General features: G+C 42.4%; 21 protein-coding genes and 2 tRNA genes. 2 read left to right on the top strand and 21 right to left on the bottom strand.

From position 1 onward, the window contains the following. The 11 genes from essB to rsgA all read right to left on the bottom strand — a co-directional run. The coding region (gene essB / locus ACFOSE_RS01705; protein WP_380429664.1) for a type VII secretion protein EssB at positions 1–1,136 on the bottom strand (1,136 nt) is incomplete at its 3' end. 3 nt (positions 1,137–1,139) lie between these two features. Further along, positions 1,140–1,334, bottom strand: coding sequence for an EsaB/YukD family protein (locus tag ACFOSE_RS01700; protein WP_380429661.1), 195 nt, complete (start codon positions 1,332–1,334; stop codon positions 1,140–1,142). A gap of 28 nt (positions 1,335–1,362) precedes the next feature. Then, the gene (essA, locus tag ACFOSE_RS01695; protein ID WP_380429658.1) at positions 1,363–1,905 is read right to left on the bottom strand and encodes a type VII secretion protein EssA; all 543 of its coding nucleotides are present in this window, start codon (positions 1,903–1,905) and stop codon (positions 1,363–1,365) included. Between the two features lie 131 nt (positions 1,906–2,036). Next, positions 2,037–5,180, bottom strand: a complete 3,144-nt coding sequence (gene esaA, locus ACFOSE_RS01690) for a type VII secretion protein EsaA (RefSeq protein WP_380429655.1) — start codon at positions 5,178–5,180, stop codon at positions 2,037–2,039. A 124-nt stretch (positions 5,181–5,304) separates the two neighbouring features. Beyond that, a complete protein-coding gene (locus ACFOSE_RS01685; RefSeq protein WP_380429653.1) occupies positions 5,305–5,598 on the bottom strand; it encodes a WXG100 family type VII secretion target in 294 nt (97 codons plus the stop codon). A gap of 313 nt (positions 5,599–5,911) precedes the next feature. Then, positions 5,912–6,730, bottom strand: coding sequence for a pur operon repressor (gene purR / locus ACFOSE_RS01680; protein WP_380429651.1), 819 nt, complete (start codon positions 6,728–6,730; stop codon positions 5,912–5,914). Between the two features lie 89 nt (positions 6,731–6,819). Continuing rightward, complete coding sequence (locus ACFOSE_RS01675) at positions 6,820–7,758, bottom strand: 3'-5' exoribonuclease YhaM family protein (RefSeq protein ID WP_380429649.1); 939 nt, start codon at positions 7,756–7,758, stop codon at positions 6,820–6,822. Further along, entirely contained in the window at positions 7,748–9,022 is a 1,275-nt protein-coding gene (rmuC, locus tag ACFOSE_RS01670; RefSeq protein WP_380429646.1) for a DNA recombination protein RmuC, read from the bottom strand. Before rmuC ends, ACFOSE_RS01675 begins: the two co-directional genes overlap by 11 nt. 1 nt (position 9,023) lies before the next feature. Further along, positions 9,024–9,656 carry a thiamine diphosphokinase gene (locus ACFOSE_RS01665; protein ID WP_380429644.1) on the bottom strand — a complete coding sequence of 211 codons (633 nt, stop codon included), beginning with the start codon at positions 9,654–9,656 and terminating at the stop codon, positions 9,024–9,026. Next, positions 9,649–10,308 (bottom strand): ribulose-phosphate 3-epimerase, encoded by a 660-nt coding sequence (gene rpe, locus ACFOSE_RS01660; protein ID WP_380429641.1) that lies wholly within the window; start codon positions 10,306–10,308, stop codon positions 9,649–9,651. The genes ACFOSE_RS01665 and rpe overlap by 8 nt, the downstream gene beginning before the upstream one ends. Positions 10,309–10,315: 7 nt before the next feature. Then, positions 10,316–11,188 (bottom strand): ribosome small subunit-dependent GTPase A, encoded by an 873-nt coding sequence (gene rsgA / locus ACFOSE_RS01655; protein WP_380429638.1) that lies wholly within the window; start codon positions 11,186–11,188, stop codon positions 10,316–10,318. Positions 11,189–11,298: 110 nt separating this feature from the next. Between rsgA and ACFOSE_RS01650 the strand changes: the two genes are divergently transcribed. Both ACFOSE_RS01650 and ACFOSE_RS01645 read left to right on the top strand, forming a co-directional pair. Next, a tRNA-Leu gene (locus ACFOSE_RS01650) sits at positions 11,299–11,381 on the top strand. 92 nt (positions 11,382–11,473) lie between these two features. Further along, positions 11,474–11,562, top strand: a tRNA-Ser gene (locus ACFOSE_RS01645). A gap of 25 nt (positions 11,563–11,587) precedes the next feature. On the opposite strand, the gene ACFOSE_RS01640 is transcribed toward ACFOSE_RS01645, so the two are convergent. The 10 genes from ACFOSE_RS01640 to ACFOSE_RS01595 all read right to left on the bottom strand — a co-directional run bounded on the left by ACFOSE_RS01640 (position 11,588) and on the right by ACFOSE_RS01595 (position 18,244). Continuing rightward, positions 11,588–11,995 (bottom strand): hypothetical protein, encoded by a 408-nt coding sequence (locus ACFOSE_RS01640; RefSeq protein WP_380429636.1) that lies wholly within the window; start codon positions 11,993–11,995, stop codon positions 11,588–11,590. Between the two features lie 13 nt (positions 11,996–12,008). Further along, positions 12,009–12,884, bottom strand: coding sequence for a 16S rRNA (adenine(1518)-N(6)/adenine(1519)-N(6))-dimethyltransferase RsmA (gene rsmA / locus ACFOSE_RS01635; RefSeq protein ID WP_380429634.1), 876 nt, complete (start codon positions 12,882–12,884; stop codon positions 12,009–12,011). 25 nt (positions 12,885–12,909) lie between these two features. Then, entirely contained in the window at positions 12,910–13,284 is a 375-nt protein-coding gene (locus ACFOSE_RS01630) for a DUF2513 domain-containing protein (RefSeq protein ID WP_380429631.1), read from the bottom strand. A gap of 292 nt (positions 13,285–13,576) precedes the next feature. Then, entirely contained in the window at positions 13,577–14,101 is a 525-nt protein-coding gene (locus ACFOSE_RS01625) for a DUF1697 domain-containing protein (RefSeq protein WP_380429670.1), read from the bottom strand. 13 nt (positions 14,102–14,114) lie between these two features. Next, positions 14,115–14,732, bottom strand: a complete 618-nt coding sequence (locus ACFOSE_RS01620; RefSeq protein ID WP_380429628.1) for a DJ-1/PfpI family protein — start codon at positions 14,730–14,732, stop codon at positions 14,115–14,117. Positions 14,733–14,870: 138 nt separating this feature from the next. Further along, the gene (locus ACFOSE_RS01615) at positions 14,871–15,176 is read right to left on the bottom strand and encodes a hypothetical protein (protein WP_380429672.1); all 306 of its coding nucleotides are present in this window, start codon (positions 15,174–15,176) and stop codon (positions 14,871–14,873) included. 13 nt (positions 15,177–15,189) lie between these two features. Next, positions 15,190–15,762, bottom strand: coding sequence for a ribonuclease M5 (gene rnmV / locus ACFOSE_RS01610; protein WP_380429626.1), 573 nt, complete (start codon positions 15,760–15,762; stop codon positions 15,190–15,192). 174 nt (positions 15,763–15,936) lie between these two features. After that, complete coding sequence (locus ACFOSE_RS01605; protein ID WP_380429667.1) at positions 15,937–16,713, bottom strand: TatD family hydrolase; 777 nt, start codon at positions 16,711–16,713, stop codon at positions 15,937–15,939. Positions 16,714–16,851: 138 nt separating this feature from the next. Further along, the gene (locus ACFOSE_RS01600) at positions 16,852–17,991 is read right to left on the bottom strand and encodes a tyrosine-type recombinase/integrase (protein ID WP_380429624.1); all 1,140 of its coding nucleotides are present in this window, start codon (positions 17,989–17,991) and stop codon (positions 16,852–16,854) included. A 52-nt stretch (positions 17,992–18,043) separates the two neighbouring features. Next, positions 18,044–18,244, bottom strand: coding sequence for a DNA-binding protein (locus ACFOSE_RS01595; RefSeq protein WP_380429622.1), 201 nt, complete (start codon positions 18,242–18,244; stop codon positions 18,044–18,046). Positions 18,245–18,386 lie beyond the last annotated feature (142 nt).

The raw sequence follows: 18,386 nt of genomic DNA, 5'->3' as shown, positions 1-18,386 counted from the left end.
TCCCAGTACTGGTCATACTCCGATTGCAGTTGGGAGAGTTGTTCATTGCGTTTCTTCCCAGACAGCTGACTATCCTTACGGGTGGCTGTGATCTGCTCGGCTAAGGCATAGAGGATCAGATCCACATCATCCAGGCGCTTGGCACTGTCAACGGCATCGCTATGGTCTCCCCGGCCAATCTGAATCCAGTAATCCAAGTAGAGTTCATCGGACTTGAGGGTAATATTATTCATAACCACCTCACGCTGGTCCGCATTAAAGTCCAGACCCTGAACATAGGCATAGGCCAGCTCATATTTCTGGGTGTAAGGAAGCTTGTCCAGCTTGATGCGCTCCATGTCATCGATTAGACCGCTATAGTCTTCTTTGAGGAAGGATTGGTCAGCTTGGAGCATCTTCGCCTGAAATGGGTTTTGGAAAAAGACCAGATAGACTAGGGGAACACTGAGCACAAGCACCAGAGCCGACAGCCAAATCGTGGTGTACTTATAGACCGAAAAGCGGCGCTTAGACACCAAGGTCTGGGTCCGGCTAGCTTCTGCCAGCTTCTCCTGATAGAGCGTCAACAGATAAGCCTCTAAATCGGCTAAGGTTTGAGCTGCTCGAACAGGCTCCAAAAAAGCCGGCAGCTTGAGCACTTCCAGACCCCCATCATAAAGCTTGGTGAAATCGGCTTTCATAAAGAGGCTGACGATAAGCGCCTTAGCCTGTCTCAGAAAATCCTCGGCAGTGAAACTCACGGGCACCATCAGCCCCTGAAGACTGCGATAAGCCAGTTGGAGGGTTAAATCCTTGGTAATAAAGAGGTTGGCAGGGTGGAGAATCAAGCCAAATGGGTAGCTGGTCACCTCAGCAAGCGAAAGAATATTGAGGGAAAAACGCAGCTGCTCGGACATAGGCAAAGCTTGAACCTCTCCAAAGCTGCGCCCTAAGCTTGGGACCTCATAAGTCAGGCTTACCGTCTCCTCATCAACTTGATAGGTTTGCGGCAGCAGTTGTGCAGAAGGAGCGTCTAAAAGCTCAAGCTGTTCCGGATAGGTCAAATTGACCATGGAACGCTTGAGTGTCAGCTGCCATATATTGGGATCTTTGACAAGGGTAAACTCTTGTCCTAAAAAGTAAAATAGCTCTTCCATACGCTAAAACTCCTCTAAACGCAGATAATCTCCTGTCGTAATCGGATAATCCGATAGATAGGCGGTCTCTGACAGTACCAAGCCCTTATTAACCACCAAAAGCTGAGCAGAAGTGGACTTTTGGGGAAATTGGTAAATCTGTCTTAATTCCTCATATAGCTGTCTAACGGTGAGGCGACGCGGGATTCTGAGATCCACACACCGCTCGCCCATATCTATTGTCACATTAATCGACTGCATCTATCTCTTTTTCACCTTCTCTCCTGCCATGACCCACAAACCAGCTTATCACTCCTGCCGCTCCTAAGATCACTGATATAATACCACTATACAATAGGACCGCTGTCATATCCCAGCGGTCTTCATCTTGTCCGGCCTTAATATCCAGTGTGTGCGTGACGCTGCCTTGAAAAAGCGATGTTTGGCTCTGCTTGCGGCTGGTTCTCACCGCCTGTCTTGTTTGAAAGAGTTGGCGCTGCTGAGCAGAGAGGGCAGCCTTGCCATCCTTGCGCTCATTTAGCTTTTGTGTTTCCTCTGGATTAAAGAGTTCCCTGACTTGTTTGGACTGTTGCCCTAGGGTTTCATTTTGATCCTGAGCTACTCGATTAGTCTGAAAACGCAAACTGTTATCTTTGACTGTGATCCCTGAGACCCTCAGCGAAAAAAGGAAACAGCCCAAAACGAGAGCAATCGCTAAACAGTTTTTAAAGCAGCGTCGCTTTAATAAATTTTCAAATGCCAACCGCACTTTCATCAAAGCAAGCATCATAATCTCCTTATGTATCATACTCTTTGAAAATCAAATGACAGGTCCTTGATTTTGCCTGACCCTACTAGTAGGATCTATAAGCTTATCAGTTGATCTGATTTTAATTTTCTTTGAGTATTAGTATTATTTTATTAAGCTTTCTCCGACACTTCCTGAGAGTGGTCCTCCCATGGGAAGCGCACTAGCATATTTAAGGCAATGACTGCCACAACTGCCAGAAGCAAAAGAATAATCAATTTCCCGTCTGCCGTGATACTGTCAACATAAGCAGCCAAGGTCTTCTCCATCAATGACAGCACGTTCCAGCGTTTTAACTGCTGCATCCAGCCCGTCAAACCTGAGCTGACGCCAAGAGCATTGGAGAAATAGATAAAGCTGACTAAGTTGTAGAGCACCAAGCCCATTCCCAGTGAGCGCAAGTGCCTCAACACAAAATATTGACCGTGCAACAGCACCAAGCTAAAGAGAATAAAAATCAGAATCCAAGACGGCACCAGATCTCGGTCTAGGGCCATAAAATGGGCGGAGGCAATCCCTAGAGCCAACCCTTCAACTAAGGCTAGAGCTGTCAGCGTACCCACATTAAGTGGATCTGTGTCGGCAAAGAGGCCTTTGGCAAATTGATTCTTTACACGTCTAATAAGATCCTGCGTCGCAAAAAGATAGGCAGTAAATAAACTAATGACAGCCAGCAGCAATACCCAAGGAAAAGGCTTAGCAGTCGTCACACGAGATTTATAGGAGGTTGAACGTGAAACAACAGGGCTGGACAGAAATTCTAAGAGGGCTTCATTAGGCACCCCGTTATCGTAGGCATTGTCTAGGACATCCTTAAAGGACTTGACAAAGTCATTGGTCTCTGATAACTCCTGATTAAATTTCGTCATCAAGACCTCGGCATCCGCAGACAGTTTCTTACCGTCTTCTTGCGCTTTTTGCGCTGCTTTATTGAAAGAATCAAAGGTCTTAGAGACGGATGAGGCCGCCTGAGCATTGGACTGAGCAGAGGCTTTGAGAGATTGAGACTGTGAGATAAGTTTAGCCAGTTTTTTCGATAAATCGGATGACTTATCTGAACGCTCCTTAGCTGCCTTCTCATCAACCTTACCAGCATCGCCTGGTTGAAGCTGCTTCAAGAGACTTAAGGTGTTATCAATATCTGTCTCCACCTCTTTATTGGTGGAAATGATGTCTTTTAACTTAGCCTCTAGAGTAACACGACTTTCTTTCAGGGTTTCCAATGCTTGACTCACATCTACATCAGATGAGTACGTATTGAGGGCATTTGAAATCGCAGGTGTTAACAAACCGACTAAGAGGTCTTCAGCACTCTGATTGAGAAAATCATCAGTCACAGACCGACCGGCACCATTAGGATAGTAGGCTTTGAGCAAACTACCTGTATTATTATAAGCTGCCACTACAGCCTGGGCGGCCTGAGTATAGGTTTCGACTTTTTGCGCATAGTCCTTGACATCAATGGTCTTGCCTTCTGTTTGATTAACAGAGACACCGCCTAGTTTGACACTCACTACTCCGCTGCCTTGGGCTTCGCTATTAGCCTTGATATTGTAGTGGAAGGTGTTGTTCTGGCTGAGGTCAACGGTAATCGGAGAGTCTGGGCTGACAGGAGCAGTTTGACTACCATCTTCTTTGGTCACATACCAAGATTCGATGGTCACTTTATCCTTATCCCAGCTCAAGCTAGCCTGAGTCTCGGTCTTGACTTCTGTTGAGGCCTTGACATCTTCTGTATCATAGCCACGGACTGCTTGGGCTGCAGAAGACAGATTAGCCTTGAGTCCGGCAGTATCTCCCGCATTGTAGCCATAACTAGATGCTGGTGCATCGTCAGCGTATTGGGTAATCTGGCTGCTATAATCTGTATCTGTAACTCCCTTCAAATCGCCGGCAACATCAGCCACCTTATCAGCTGGCAGACCGCTCACCGACTGAGAAACCAGGTTATTGAGACTGGTTTGATAGCTCTCCAGGCTTTGATTTAAGGAATCATCTTTTACCAAAAGATCCTTAACAGTCACTTGCTTAAGGGCTTTGCCATAGTATTTTTCGAGTTCTTCCTTGACCACATCTTCAACAGACTTGACAATCTGACCGCCGCTTTTTTCCTTGACCGATTGTAATTGCTTCTCTAGTTTATCCAGTTGAGAAGAAGCTTGTTTTAGGGATTCTTGGTAGGTTTGTGTTCCCTTGTCACTACTGTTATCCGCTTCCTCTTGAACACCATCAGCGCTCTGGCGTTGAGGCCCTTCTGATTGATATTTCCCATCATCGTTATTATTAGCCTGATCAGAATTATCTTGTGCTTTCGATGCAGAACCTTCTACTTCTTCAGGCGGCATTGTCCCAAGGAGACTGGAGACACCAGCCTGATCTCCTTCTAATTTTTCCAAGGCCTCAGTCATGGCAGACAGTTGGTTGGATAGTGCTTTGGAATCCATCTGCATTATACCTTGAGTGTATTCCTTTGAAGATATATCTCCCTGACTGTAGTCAGCGATCAAGCTTGCCAAAGTCGGCATCATATCTGAGGTATCCACTCCATCTTGTTCAGCCTTTTGAGCCGACTCTGACATGGCTTTGGAGAGGCTCAGAGAAGACTGCAAGCTGCTGTTGGAGAAGCCTGTCAGACTTGGAAAAACATTTTCAAAATTAATAGCTGGTTGATAGAGAGTCGACTGATAGCTGCCAATTGTCTTGCCCTGCAGTTCAGAGACCGCTTGAGCGTTTTGCTGGGCGGTGTAAAGATTGCCAAGGACAGAAGCCATATACATGTTAACCAGACGGCTGTTGAGATCAGAAACAATTTTATCACCAGCCTGCTTAGCCTTGGCTTCGACCTGCTGACTCCCCTTAGCATTGATTTTATAAGTTACGGTTGCTTTATCGACTAAAACGTTGTTAATATCAAGAACCTTGGACGAGAAATTGCTAGGAATGTAAATCGCTAACTGGTAGCGGCCGGATTTCAATCCTGATTCCGCTGTTGAGCGTGTCGTTACCGTCCAATTTTGACTGTCATCTCGCTCTAGCGTTTTGATGTAATCATCACCTAGATGATAGGTTTCCTTCTTATCCGTCACACTTCTGTCTTCATTAATAACGGCGATATTTAGGCGATTAGCCTCAGCCGTCGCCTCTTCTTTATGAACTCTCTGCATCCAGATATTCAATCCCAAAGTTCCAAAAAATAAGGCAACAATAAGTACTATATTTCCAATAAGCTTCAGAGCTTTTGGCACTCTTTTTTTCACGGCAGTTATTCCTTCTAATTTTTTATTTATTATGTGAACCAGCAGTTAGAATCACTAAAACCTACTGACTTACATAATAAAAGCAGGGAGGGACTTTCCCTTCCTGCTCCCTTCAAGCCCTCTATTAGCCATTAATTTGTGAAGCAATGCTACTATCAGTCTCTTCAAGAGTGTTAGCAACACCATTCAGCTGCGTATTGATTGATTCAAGCAATTCCGCAAATTGACTAACTTTAGGAGACAATTCATTGAATTGTGTTTCAAAAGCATCAAAAGCAGTACCATCCCAGTTTTCTGAGATAACAGCTTGTTCATTAGTCAGAGATGTCAAAACATCTTGGACACTTTGTGAACCCTGTGTATACTTCTGAGCTGATGTACGCAATTCATCTGGTGTCAATTTAATTTGTCCAGCCATAAATAAACCCTTCCTTTCTAATTATACTTATATATAGTATCCTAATTTTTTTATAATATTTCAACAATATTTCAGTTACAGAAATGTTACAAATTTGTTTCGGCAGCTAAAAATAGTCTCCCACACCCCCAAAACTACAAAAATAGACATTTTTATCATTTTTTGAAATTTTACGATTTGCGCGTAATAATCACCAAAAGAAATATCTGAACCACTCTAACGATTAACTGGGTGTAAGATCGCTTTACTGATTTGGGAGACTGCTAATCAACTGTGCAGAAAAAAAAGAATTGCTTCAGACCATTTGACTCATTTATTTATCAAATATATTACCCAGCTCAACTTGCACTTTATTAGCTTTGGTATCGATCTTAGTTACTTTTAGCAAGGATTTATAATCAACAAAATTGCTGCGTTTAGCTTGAGCATTGGAAGCAAAGACAGCAACGCCGACCAGCTCACTTTCAAACTCCTTCAGGAGACTGATCATTCCACTAATTGTTCCCCCGCCTTTTAGGAAGTCATCAACAATCAGCACCCTACTGTTGGGCTTGAGACTGCGCTTGGATAAGAACATTTTTTCGATACGGTCACTAGAACCGCTGGCATAGTTGACCGATACGGTTGAACCTTCTGTGATTTTCAAATCGCGGCGGACAATAACAAAGGGTACATTCAAAACATTGGCAACCGCATTAGCAAGCGGCACCCCCTTAGTAGCTACTGTCATGACAGCATCAATTTTCTCACCAGCAAAACTGCTGGCAATAATGCGGCCGACATTTTGTAAAATACTTGGAGTACTGAGTAGATCGGAAAGGTAGATATAACCGCCTGGAAGGATCCGATCGCTCTCCGACAGCCGCTGGCAAAGCTCTGTTACAATGGCTTTAGCATCATCTTCTGAAATGGTAGGTGTAAAAATAACACCGCCACTAGCACCGGTCACCGTTTGGATAACACCAATGTGACTGTTTTCGAAGGCACGCTTGATGATAGCGATATCTTCTGAAATAGAAGATTTAGCAGCTTCGTACTTTTCAGCAAAAGTATTCAAGCTGGTCAAAGTATAGGGGTTGTTGATTAAGTAGTTTGAAATAACAACCATACGTTCGCTTCTTCTTAACTTCATTTTTTTCTCATTTCTTATTCTTTTTCCTTATTATAGCATAAAAATCAGCAAAAAACGAACATTAATAAAAATGTTCGTCTTTTGAAAAGTTAAAATTTAGGTTTATAGAAGGAACGATTATCTAAAGCAAAGAGCCGGCTGGTCATTTCACCTTCGCTCACTTGGGAGAGAGCCGTTGTCATCATCATCATTTCAGCATCAATATTATCAATCATGTGGATAATTTCAGCTTCCATAATGCGCGGGCGGACAGGGCTACCGTATTCTAATTGTCCGTGGTGACTGAGGAGGACATGCCTTAAAACAGTGACATCTTCACGATCATCTGCAATATTAAGCTCTAAGATAGCCTTGGTAATTTCTTCATTGACCAGAGAAATATGACCGATGAGATTCCCCCTGATAGTATATTCCGTACCATCAATGCCAGATAATTCGATACATTTAGCTAGGTCATGGAGCATGATTCCTGCAAAGAGCAGACTTTTATTAAGATTAGGATAGATATCCCCGATGCTATCAGCCAAACGGACCATGGTCGCTGTATGATAGGCAAGACCGTTTTCAAAAGCATGATGATTGACCTTGGCTGCTGGGTAGGTAAAAAATTCCTTATCAAATTTGCGATAGAGAGTACGGACGATGCGCTGCCAGGTGGCATTCTCAATTTTAAACATCATACCTTCAAGGTAATCTCTGATTTCTTCAATATTGACAGGAGATTTTTCCCTAAAATCAGCCGGATCATGAGGCTCACCCTCTTTGACATCACGAAGACTAATCTGATTGACTTGGGGCATCCCATTATAAACCTCACGGCGGCCTTGCATGTGAACAACCTTACCAGCAGTAAATTCTTCAACATTATGAGGTTGAGCATCCCAGAGATTACCCGAAATCTCACCGGAATCATCCTGAAAAGTTAGAGCAAGGTAATCCTTACCGGCACGAGTTTTGCGGAGCTCAACCTTTTTAATCAGGTAAAAACCTTCAAAGAGCTCACCTTTTTTCATTTGACTAATTTTCATAGGTGTCCTCCCCTTCTATCTGAGGGATATTTAGCAGAGACTGAGTGGCGGAGTCTTGATAGTCCTCCACCGTATTCAGGGCTCTGATGATGGCGTTTGTTCGAGTTGTCAGCAGGCTATCAACTGTCTTACTGGCTGTATTGAGCTGTTTTTGAGCTTTGGCCAGCATACCGCCAAATTTATTAAATTCTGTTTTAACATTTCCCAAAACTTTGGAAATATCATCAGCATTTTGCTGGATATTTAGAGTCTTGAAACCAACCGACAGAGAATTTAGCAGAGCTGATAGGGTGCTAGGACCTGCTACAACAATATTTTCATCCCGACGCAAACTATCAAAGAAGGCTGCATTGCGAACTACTTCCGAATAAAGCCCTTCAGTTGGTAGGAACATAATTCCAAAATTGGTCGTTTCCGGCGGGTTGAGGTATTTGCTGCGGATATCCTTAGCAAAATTTCTAATGCTTGTTAAAAGCGATTTACGATAGGCCTCAATTTGCTCACTGGACCCCGCTTCGTAAGCATCCTCTAAGCGATAATAATCTTCCAGCGGGAACTTGGAATCGATCGGCAAATAAATATAATCCTCTCGATTCGTCCCCGGCAGTTTAATGGCATACTCTACGCGCTCACTGGAGCCTTTAATCGTAGCAAATTCTCGTTCATACTGATTAATGCTCATAATGTCCTCGATGATTTGCCCCAATTGCAACTCTCCCATGATTCCGCGCGTCTTTGTGTTGGAGAGCACCTTATTTAAGGTTCCGACATCTTGGGCGACCGTTTTCATTTCACCCAGTCCTTGATTGACTGACTCCAGCTGCTTAGACACGGTTTCAAAAGAGGTCTGCAGACGGGTTTGCAAGGTTTTTTCTAATTTTTCCTCTACCGTCCGACGCATTTGATCCAAACGCTTTTCATTGGAAGTCTGCATCTCTTTGACTGTGGCCGTTAGATTTTGATTGATCAATTCCAGACGTTGATCCGAACGGTCCCGACTGTCACTTAAATTTTGATGAAGAACATCGCGAATATCAGCTAGTTGCTGATAAAGATCGGCCTGCAAGCGACTGAAGTGTTGATTGAGTGCTAGCGACTGATCTTTCTGAGCTAAATCCAATTGGTAGGAGACTTGTTCAGAAAGATTGTCAGCATTATCATCTAGCTTTTTCTCCAGCTGTTGAGATAGTGCTGTTATTTTCATCGTTAAGAAAATTAAGAAGCCTAAACATGCTAAAGCAAGCACCATTAAAATTACCGTCATCTCATCTCCCGTCCTTGGTCTGAATAATGATTACATAGCCAGTTGAAACAGCGACCTCAATAGGTTTATCCGCAAATTCATTGCTGGAATATATTTTTCTTTTAAAGAAATTATCCTCAGTCAACTCATACTTAGCGCCCTTTATACGTAAATCGGCATCATCTGAGGTCATAAAAGCGATATAAGTCATACCTGCAAGTTGGTAAATCTGGTGACAACCAGCCGGACGAAAGCTAACCTGGTTCTGACTGTCCGCCAAAATAATCTGCTGCATATAGGGAGCAATATCAGGATTACTGGGGAGGAAGATATTGGACATCAAATGGTCCAAACGTCCGCCAAAGGCACCAAAAATAGTAATCTCAGCTTGGGGATAATGCTCAAAAACAGCTTTAACAGCCAAGCCTGTATCGGTATCATTCTTTTCTCTGGGAGCCGTGATGAGCTTCTGAGCTTGACTGGTAATGCTAGCAAATTCTGCTTGGGTCACCGAATCAAAATCACCGATAGCTAAATCAAGAGGCAGGCCCTGCTCCAATAACCTCAAACTACCACGATCAATACCAACATAGATATCAAAATCGTTGGGGAGTTTGGCCGGCTCTCCCCCTGCCAGAAGTGCGACCTTAGTCATCGAGAGCATCTCGTAAGGTCTGAACCTGAGCCGTCAGATCACTAGCCTTGAATAGGTATGATCCCGTCACAAAGATATTGGCTCCCGCCTCAAGACAGGCCTTAATGGTATGATTATCAAGGCCGCCATCAACCTCAATATCATAGCGGTAGTTGCCCTCCTGACGCCAAGCAGCGACCGTCTTAACCTTGTCCAAAGCTTCAGGAATAAAGGCTTGACCGCCAAAACCGGGATTTACGGTCATGATCAAGATTTGGTCTGCCAGACTTAAGACAGGCGCCAAAGCTGCAACGGGTGTTCCTGGATTGATAACAACACCAGCTTTCATCCCGGCCGCTTTAATTTTTTGCAGAGCCCCGTGGATATGTTGGGTAGCCTCGACATGAATAGTCATAATATCGGCACCGGCTTGGGCGAAAGCCTCAACATAGCGCTCAGGATTGACCACCATCAAATGACAGTCAAAAACCAGCTTGCTGTGCTTTCGCATACTAGCTACTACATCCGCTCCAAAGCTGATATTGGGAACAAATTGTCCATCCATAATATCTATATGGACATATTCAGCACCAGTGGCATCGATACGTTGCAGTTCAGTCGCAAAATTGGCATAATCCGCAGCTAAAATGGATGGCGCAATTTTATTAATCATTAAAAACCTACTTTCTTTTGATGACCTTCTTATACGTTTCGCGGCGATTCTCAATTTCACTCAGAAATTGCAGGTAATTATCATAGCGCTCCTGCCAGATATGACCTGCCTTCAAAGCTTCTTTGACGGCACAACCCGGTTCATGTGTATGGGTGCAGGAGCGAAATTTACAGTCATGACTAGCCTTGCGGATCTCTGGGAAAGCCTCGCTCAAGTCCTCCGCATTATCTATCTGATAATCGATAGAAGAAAAACCGGGAGTATCAGCAATTTTTCCTCCCTGAATATCATAAAAGCTAACTGCACGAGTGGTATGACGCCCCCGACCCAGACTGTCAGAAATCTCGTTTGTCTCTAAATTTAAGTCCGGAGCAATTCGATTGAGCAAGGTTGACTTTCCAACGCCTGTTTGTCCCATGAAGACTGTTATCTGACCAGCAAGTCTGGGCAAGAGCTCTTCCAAAGACCAGAAAAAATCATAACCAATGGCCTGATAATGGTTCCTTAGAGCTACCATCTCATCAACTGATTTCAGTAAATCCATCTTGGAGATGTAGACGATCGGACGTATCTGTTTGTGCTCCAAAAGCACCAAAAAACGGTCTAAAAGATTGCTATTGAAGTCCGGTTCCTTGGCTGACATGAGGACTACTGCCTGATCGATATTGACAATGGGAGGGCGCACCAGACTGTTGCGGCGTTTATGAATTTTTAAAATGTAGCCTTCGGAATTCTCCTCCGCGGAAAAATCCACTAAGTCTCCAACATAGGGAGTTCGACCTTTTTTTCTGAAATTACCACGCGCTCGAGTCCGATAGAGTTGGCCATCAGATTCGATATAATAAAAGCCTGCTAAAGCCTTGATAATTCTTCCTTGCAAATGAGCTCCTTCTTCAATTTTATGGACATATTATATCATAAAAAGCGGCCCCTCGTTGGTTTGAAACCAAACTTGCAATTTTTAGATAATTGGTTATAATAGTTATATTCGCGGAGATGGTGGAACGGCAGACACGCATGCTTCAGGCGCATGTGCCCTTTCGGGCGTGAGGGTTCAAATCCCTTTCTCCGCATTCTATCAGTGCCTGTTAATTAAGGTAGGCGAGCATTGATAACAATTGATAACCATGTCTAGTCTCATCTAGGCATTTCTTATTTTTACCATGGAAAGGTGGCCCAGCTTGGTACGGCACCGGACTCGAAATCCGGCAAGTGGACTTTGTTCACACGCGGGTTCAAATCCCGTCCTTTCCTTAATGATACTTAAGACCCTCACCCATTACAGGTGAGGGTCTTTTGATAAGATTATCAGCCAAACACTGCAGAAAAAAGTCAAGGCTGTCATACTGCCTGTTCCATACTTTTCAAGCGGACTGCTGCTGATAAAGAGATTAAAAACAGTTGCTAACAGAGACAGACCTGTCATCATGGCCATGACAAGGTCTTGCCTTGCTTTTGTCCAGCGGTTTGGAAGCATTTGCCCATAAGTCAAGTAAAAATAAGCAAAAAACAACCAAACCAGGGCAAAAAAGAGATTGGCTGGTCTCAGCCAAAGCGGGAAGACAGTATAAAGCCCGCCAAAAAAGAAGCCACCCAGAGGAAGCCCCAGCAAAATCAAGAAATGCAGGACAGCTTGGATGAAGTAAAGAATAGCACAAAAACCAGCTATTAACTTGAACCTAATCATAACAGACTTCCCTTCACTTCAAATCAGCCTCTTGCAGGGCGTCTGATAACTTGGCAAAGTCTGTAATGCTCAGTGCTTCACCGCGGATGGTGGGCTTGATGTCTGCTGCTGCCAAAGCCTGTTCCAGTTTGGCTTTGACTTCTTCTGACTTGCCGAAGCGATTGGTCAGATTATTCCACAAAGTCTTACGACGGTGGACGAAGGCTGCTTTTGTGATGTCAAAAAAGAAGTCTTCATCTTGAACCTTGACCAAGGGCTGATCGCGGCGCACCATTTTCAAAATAGCTGAGTCAACATTTGGAGCGGGTACAAAAACGGTACGCGGCACGATGAAAGCCACCTTAGCCTCCATGTAGTACTGCACCGCAATGGACAGAGAACCATAAGCCTTGGTGTTTGGCTCGGCAGAAATGCGGTCGGCCACCTCACGCTGCATCATGACCACAAACTCACTGAAGAGAATCTTACTCTCAATCAGGTGCATGAGGATGGGGGTGGTGATGTAGTAGGGAAGATTGGCGACCACTTTGATTGGCAAATCAGGATTGGCGAAATCTTTAATACGAGTTTGCAAATCAGACTTTAGAATATCCTCGTTAACAATTTTTACATTATCAAAATCACGCAGAGTATCTGCTAAAATCGGAATCAGCCGGTCATCAATCTCAAAGGCCATGACTTCGGCAGCACTCTCCGCCAAAAACTCAGTAAGAGCTCCGATTCCAGGACCGATCTCGATGACATTGGCATTCTGGTCAATCTCTGCCGTATCCACAATCTTCTGTAAAATATTGGTATCGGTCAAAAAGTTCTGACCAAATGATTTCTTAAAAGTAAATCCATGACGCTCAAGGACGGCACGGGTAACAGCTTTGTCTGCGATTCTCATAAAAATCCTTTATTCTCAATATTTATCATTTAATCGTATCTGAAATAATATTCGACGCTATTTGTGATATAACTTCTATTGTAAATGCTCCTAATTTTTCAGCGCGAGATTTAGTTTCTCTCCATACCTTTGGGCTTCTTATAGAATCTAGGAACTGGTGTCCATCATAAGTGAGACCATCAATAATCCCCATTTGTAGTTCGTTATTTCCATATATAGGATCCCATTTTAAAAATCCTGCTTCTTCAAGAAGATTGCAGTGATATGCAATTGTATCCATATCATATTTTTTCGCTCTATCGAATTCTTCGGGTATTGAGAACCTAAAAGGATTTGAATCTTGCTGTAGTTTTTCAATATCCAATAAAATATCTCTAGCAATCTCTGGTTCAAATTTCATTAAATTTTCTCACTTTCATAACTATCACTTCCGAACACTTATATAATTCAACCTTAATTGCTAGAGCCTTTATTATAATAAAGGAATTTTTTACTCTCTTATTGTAACACAAATAAAAAGCAGAGTCTGTCACTATTGACTCTTTCTGCATTCTTATGCGATGATCTCCGAAAATTTTTCGACAGGCTTTCTCACATGCAGATAACCCGCTTGAAAAGCCTTGTCCACCGGTTCTATTGCCATGATATGAAAATAGTATTCTTTGGCAATCTATATAGCACTAGTGATAGACTCACATCTCACTCAATCGTGACACAACACTTAATTTTCTCATCGTCGCTGTAATCCCCAGCTGTTTTTCTAAATAATTGGTGTTGAGCTTTTTCTTGCTAGCCTCTCTAGGCAGGTACATATAGAGACACTGACTGTCTCTGCGGAGTTCCTCATCAGCAAAGTCTTGTTGCAATAACGCATTTAATTTTTCGACATTTAGCTCACCATTGGTAAAAACCAAGTGAATACGGGAGAGATCGTAGCCTTCATCAAAGGGATTCTCCGAAACAGCCTGTTCTAACTCCGGCTGATTTTTGAGGATAACAGCCAAGTCTGCACCGATTTTGTCTTTGATCGTTATATGGATAAGCTGACTGAGTTTTTCATCTGACAAATCCGTCTCACATATGATGTTTCCGCTCTGGATATAGGTTTGAACAGATGTTAGACCTGCTTTCGTCAAGATTTCTGCCAGATAAGACATCTTAGGAATTTTATTTTTACAAACAGGTGTGACACCGCGCAAGAGGGCGACTTTCTTCATCATAGCTATTTACCTACTCTGATAATGAGGACATCAATCTAGCATAAGCCGAAATATCCCCCGTAGAGAAATAGTCAAACCAAGCTGCAACTGTTTCACTAGAATACAAATCCAATTTTTCAATAATGAGTTTTGCCCAAAGTAAAGAGCCGGCCGAACTTGCTGTGATAAGATTACCATCACCAACAGCTACATCTTCTCTATAATAATTTTGACCACTATAATTAGGACTCATTTCTGGATAAAAAGGGGCATTACTCGTGTGAAAACGTGTATTTAACTCACAACGATCTGCCAGCCCTAGAGTCGCACCGCAGATAGCTGCAACAAGTATTCCTTTTTCTAACAAACAGCTGGCAATTTCTAAGACTGCCGATTGTTCTGACTGCAGCCAAGTATCTGCTCCTATCAAAATGAGGGCAGCCGCATTTTCCAGCTCCATATCATCCAAAGAGATATCAGGAACGATGAGCATACCAGCGGCTGTTGTTATCGGTTTCTTTGTTAATCCTACTGTTTGCAACATAACTTTCTGCTTTGGTAAGTTCGACTGCAAAGTCAAAGCTTGTAACAAATAACCGTGTTCCCAATCTGCCATGCCGTCCAAAACATATAGATATAATTTCTTCAATTATAAACTCCCCTCAATCGCCGCTAAACAAGTTATCGGCTTGCGGTTAAAAGACAGCAAGCCCTTCTTTCGAAACATCCAAATATTAAGCATCGTAAGCATTCATCGTCATTAGCCTAATCATGTCTTTTCCCTAGTTTAGCGTTGAATAAGTACAAGGTACTTATCCCTACCATCGACAGGAATCAGACTTCTAAAACTAGATTCGCTTGCTCCTTTTGAATTAACAAGTAGATCAACACCTTCAGCTGGGGCATTAACTGTTAAGGTGTTGCTTTGTTCCCAGTCAATCTTGCAATAAATCTTATGCGTACCTTCTGGAACAGAAAATTCCAGTCTTTCTCCTCTCTTAATCTTTCCAACACAGTCATCATCGATGAAAACTTTAAATTTCCGAAACATATTAGCACCTTTTGTGCCTCTTTCTAATTTGATTGTAGCCATTTTCCTCCAATTTTTAACTTTCTTGATAATCTGCCATCACTTCCTCAACTTCTGCCAGAGTCACTCCAAAGAGCTCTAAGCGTTTGAGGAGCTGCTTGCCGTTGGTGTAGCCAATGCGCAGTTTTTCACCCAGGTATTCGCGGCGCCTGCGGCTGTCTGAGTCCATGAGAAGGCCTAGCCGCATGAGGTCAGATTTGGTGATGTCAAAGTGATTGTCGTCATCATAACTACCCAACACTCCGGACAGGGCCTTTTGTAAATCGTCAAAAGAAGCGTGTTCAACGCCAAGAGAACGCCCCTTGGTTTTGGATCTGGGTTTAGCCTCATCACGATTGAGGAAGGCATGTTTAGCAGTTGGTACAGCTTCCATGATAATTTTACGAATGCGTTCGCCATTATAATCTGGATCAGTGAAAACGATGACCCCTCGTAGGTCATTTAAGCGGTTAATACGCTCCAAATCATCATCTCTAATCGCAGACCCCCTCGTTTCATAGGTATCTACATCGTAGAAACGGCGGACATTTGCAGTATCATCCTTGCCTTCGACAACAAGGACTTCTTGTATTTTTATTTTGTTTTCCATTATTTTATTTTTTTGAACACCTCCTTAGGTGGTTGGGGCGGCAGCAGCCAGCAAGGCTGTCGCATGCTTAGCCGATGAGACGACTATGGTCTCATCAATTCCCCCAGCCAATGGTTTTGCGAATGATCTTAAGCCACAGTACAGCTGTTTCTAAGTCTGTTCACTTCGTTCGCACTAATCCTTCAATCCAAAAATTCGCATGGCATTGTCATAAGTCGCTGCCGCGACTTCTTCGGTTGTTAGGCCGCGAAGTTCTGCGATTTTGTCCACGACGTAGCGAGTGTAAGCAGTGCGGTTTTCACGGCCGCGCTTGGGAACCGGTGCCAAATAGGGCGCATCTGTCTCCACTAGGATTTTATCCAAAGGTAAAGCTGTAGCTGCTTCTTGAACGTCCAAGGCCTTCTTAAAGGTGACCACACCTGAAAATGAAATCATCATGCCTAAATCAACAAAGCGCTCTGCCATTTCCAAGGAACCCGAGTAAGAGTGCATAATGCCACCGCGAGATCCCACTCCGACCTCTTTGATGATCTCATAAGTGTCTTGAAGGGCATCGCGAGTATGCACAACAAAGGGAAGATTATAATCTTTGGACAGCTGAATCTGACGCTTAAAAATCTCAACCTGCACTTCCTGAGAGTCTTCCATCCAGTAGTAATCCAAACCAATCTCCCCCAGAGCAACAACTTTTGGATTCTTCAAGTGACTGACGATCATATCTTCAACTTCCTGCGTATAAGAACCTGCCTCGGTCGGATGCCAGCCGATGGTGGCATAAATCTCTGGGTAGAGCTCAGTCAATTCGAGGGCACGCCTGATGGTAGGCGCATCAAAACCAACCACATTGTGGCGGACTACACCAAATTCTTTGGCCAAGGTCAGCTCCTCATCCTCGCGACCAGCAAAATCATCAATATTCAAATGGGTATGCGTATCAAAAATTTTCATAATTTGTTTTTATAATTCCTCTTATTTCCCAATAGTTCCTTACCCGTCATACTATATAATTTTCAAATTCCAATACCTCCCAATATTTCCCAATAATTTCTCCTGCTATGGTTAATTAATGGTTAATCTCATGGTTAGTTTTCATAAAGAAATTTGATTGAGTTTCTCTTCAACCTCATCATGTATATTCTGTGTCACATGACTATAAATTCTCAAAGTAATTGATTCATCAACATGCCCAACACGCTCCATAATAGCCTTTACGGGAACACCTAACTCAGCCAATAAACTAATATGAGAATGCCTTAACATATGAATATTATACGCCCTACCTTTACCAAGAACCGTATCACATCTGTCTTTCACAAATTGATACAGTTTAGGCTGTCGCATAATTTGCCCTTTATCTGTCACAAAAATAAACACATTATCCAAACAATTTGCTTTAAAATAATCAATAATCTCAAAACAACGCTCTGATAAAATAATTGTTCTAACAGATCCTACAGTTTTTGTCGTTTGCAATACCCTCTCATCATACTTATGGGATATATAATCTATAGTATGGTCAATCTTTAACAATCGATTTTTAAAATCCACATCCTCATAACGTACACCAATAAATTCCGCAAATCTTAATCCTGTTAAGAAAATAAACTCCATAGCTAAAGCATAGCGTTTATTTTTATTATGATCTTCACAATAAGCAAGCACCAAACTTAATTCATCTTTACTAATATAATGCTCCTGAGCCTTTTTTAATTTTTCATAGTCAGCCTTTACTTTAGGTATAACGACATTTTTTACAGGTGAACTAGAAATATACCCCACTTTCTCGGCATACCCAAAGATACCATTAAGATATATCTTTCTGTTTTTCCTAGTGACATTAGCTATACTCAAGCTCATTAAATAATGTTGTACCATTTCTGTCGTATATTCTGAAAGTTTTAAATCTCCCAACTTTTTCAAAAAATAGCCTAGACAACTCATTTCCGATTTTAAACTCGCTGGTTTTACTTCATTTTGACGAATATCTTTCCATTCTTCAAGCAACTGGCTAAAGGTCATATTGACTATTCTTTGATGAGTTAACTCCTCTTTAGTTGGTGCAGACAATACTCTATCAATTTTAACAGCCAATCTTCTTTTCGCTTCTGCTTGAGATACTCTAGATTTTGATTTTAAAGTAACAGAAACCTGCTTCCATTTCTCCTCTCTACCATCATAAAATTTTTCATAATATCGGTATTTACCATTTTCTAAAAGTTTAAAAAACATAGCCTCTCCTTCTCCCTAAGAAAAGTTATGTAGTATAACTATTATACCACATCTACATAGAGCTCTCTCTATTATCCTGTTTATACCTTAAGTACTTCAAATACCCCTCAACATTTATATACACTCTTTTATGAGATGGCTTCAAAATATAACCTTGAAATTGAGATAATTTTCTCATTTCTGTCAAATCATTATTCAAAGTTTTGATAGGAACATCAAATAATTCAGCAATCCCCTTTTTACCTTTATACATATCTTACCTCCATCAACTTTATCAATAAACACAAAAAACAAAAAGAAAGCCATAGTCCCAAAGACTATGGCACAGACTGAAGACAAAGCTCTTGGAATTGCATTTCTAAGAGCTTTTTGCTCTGTTTAGGAGTATACTAAAA

Source organism: Streptococcus dentapri (genome assembly GCF_042649885.1).
GTDB lineage: Bacteria > Bacillota > Bacilli > Lactobacillales > Streptococcaceae > Streptococcus > Streptococcus dentapri.
Note: the sequence above shows the minus strand (reverse complement) of the source record. Positions and strands in the feature narration are given on the sequence as shown.

Excerpts from the sequence above, each read along its gene's own strand:
- essA (WP_380429658.1), bottom strand. The coding sequence starts at position 1,905 with ATGATGCTTGCTTTGATGAAAGTGCGGTTGGCATTTGAAAATTTATTA.
- ACFOSE_RS01685 (WP_380429653.1), bottom strand. The coding sequence starts at position 5,598 with ATGGCTGGACAAATTAAATTGACACCAGATGAATTGCGTACATCAGCT.
- purR (WP_380429651.1), bottom strand. The coding sequence starts at position 6,730 with ATGAAGTTAAGAAGAAGCGAACGTATGGTTGTTATTTCAAACTACTTA.
- ACFOSE_RS01675 (WP_380429649.1), bottom strand. The coding sequence starts at position 7,758 with ATGAAAATTAGTCAAATGAAAAAAGGTGAGCTCTTTGAAGGTTTTTAC.
- rmuC (WP_380429646.1), bottom strand. The coding sequence starts at position 9,022 with ATGACGGTAATTTTAATGGTGCTTGCTTTAGCATGTTTAGGCTTCTTA.
- ACFOSE_RS01665 (WP_380429644.1), bottom strand. The coding sequence starts at position 9,656 with ATGACTAAGGTCGCACTTCTGGCAGGGGGAGAGCCGGCCAAACTCCCC.
- rpe (WP_380429641.1), bottom strand. The coding sequence starts at position 10,308 with ATGATTAATAAAATTGCGCCATCCATTTTAGCTGCGGATTATGCCAAT.
- ACFOSE_RS01640 (WP_380429636.1), bottom strand. The coding sequence starts at position 11,995 with ATGATTAGGTTCAAGTTAATAGCTGGTTTTTGTGCTATTCTTTACTTC.
- rsmA (WP_380429634.1), bottom strand. The coding sequence starts at position 12,884 with ATGAGAATCGCAGACAAAGCTGTTACCCGTGCCGTCCTTGAGCGTCAT.
- ACFOSE_RS01630 (WP_380429631.1), bottom strand. The coding sequence starts at position 13,284 with ATGAAATTTGAACCAGAGATTGCTAGAGATATTTTATTGGATATTGAA.
- ACFOSE_RS01625 (WP_380429670.1), bottom strand. The coding sequence starts at position 14,101 with ATGAAGAAAGTCGCCCTCTTGCGCGGTGTCACACCTGTTTGTAAAAAT.
- ACFOSE_RS01615 (WP_380429672.1), bottom strand. The coding sequence starts at position 15,176 with ATGGCTACAATCAAATTAGAAAGAGGCACAAAAGGTGCTAATATGTTT.
- rnmV (WP_380429626.1), bottom strand. The coding sequence starts at position 15,762 with ATGGAAAACAAAATAAAAATACAAGAAGTCCTTGTTGTCGAAGGCAAG.
- ACFOSE_RS01600 (WP_380429624.1), bottom strand. The coding sequence starts at position 17,991 with ATGTTTTTTAAACTTTTAGAAAATGGTAAATACCGATATTATGAAAAA.
- ACFOSE_RS01595 (WP_380429622.1), bottom strand. The coding sequence starts at position 18,244 with ATGTATAAAGGTAAAAAGGGGATTGCTGAATTATTTGATGTTCCTATC.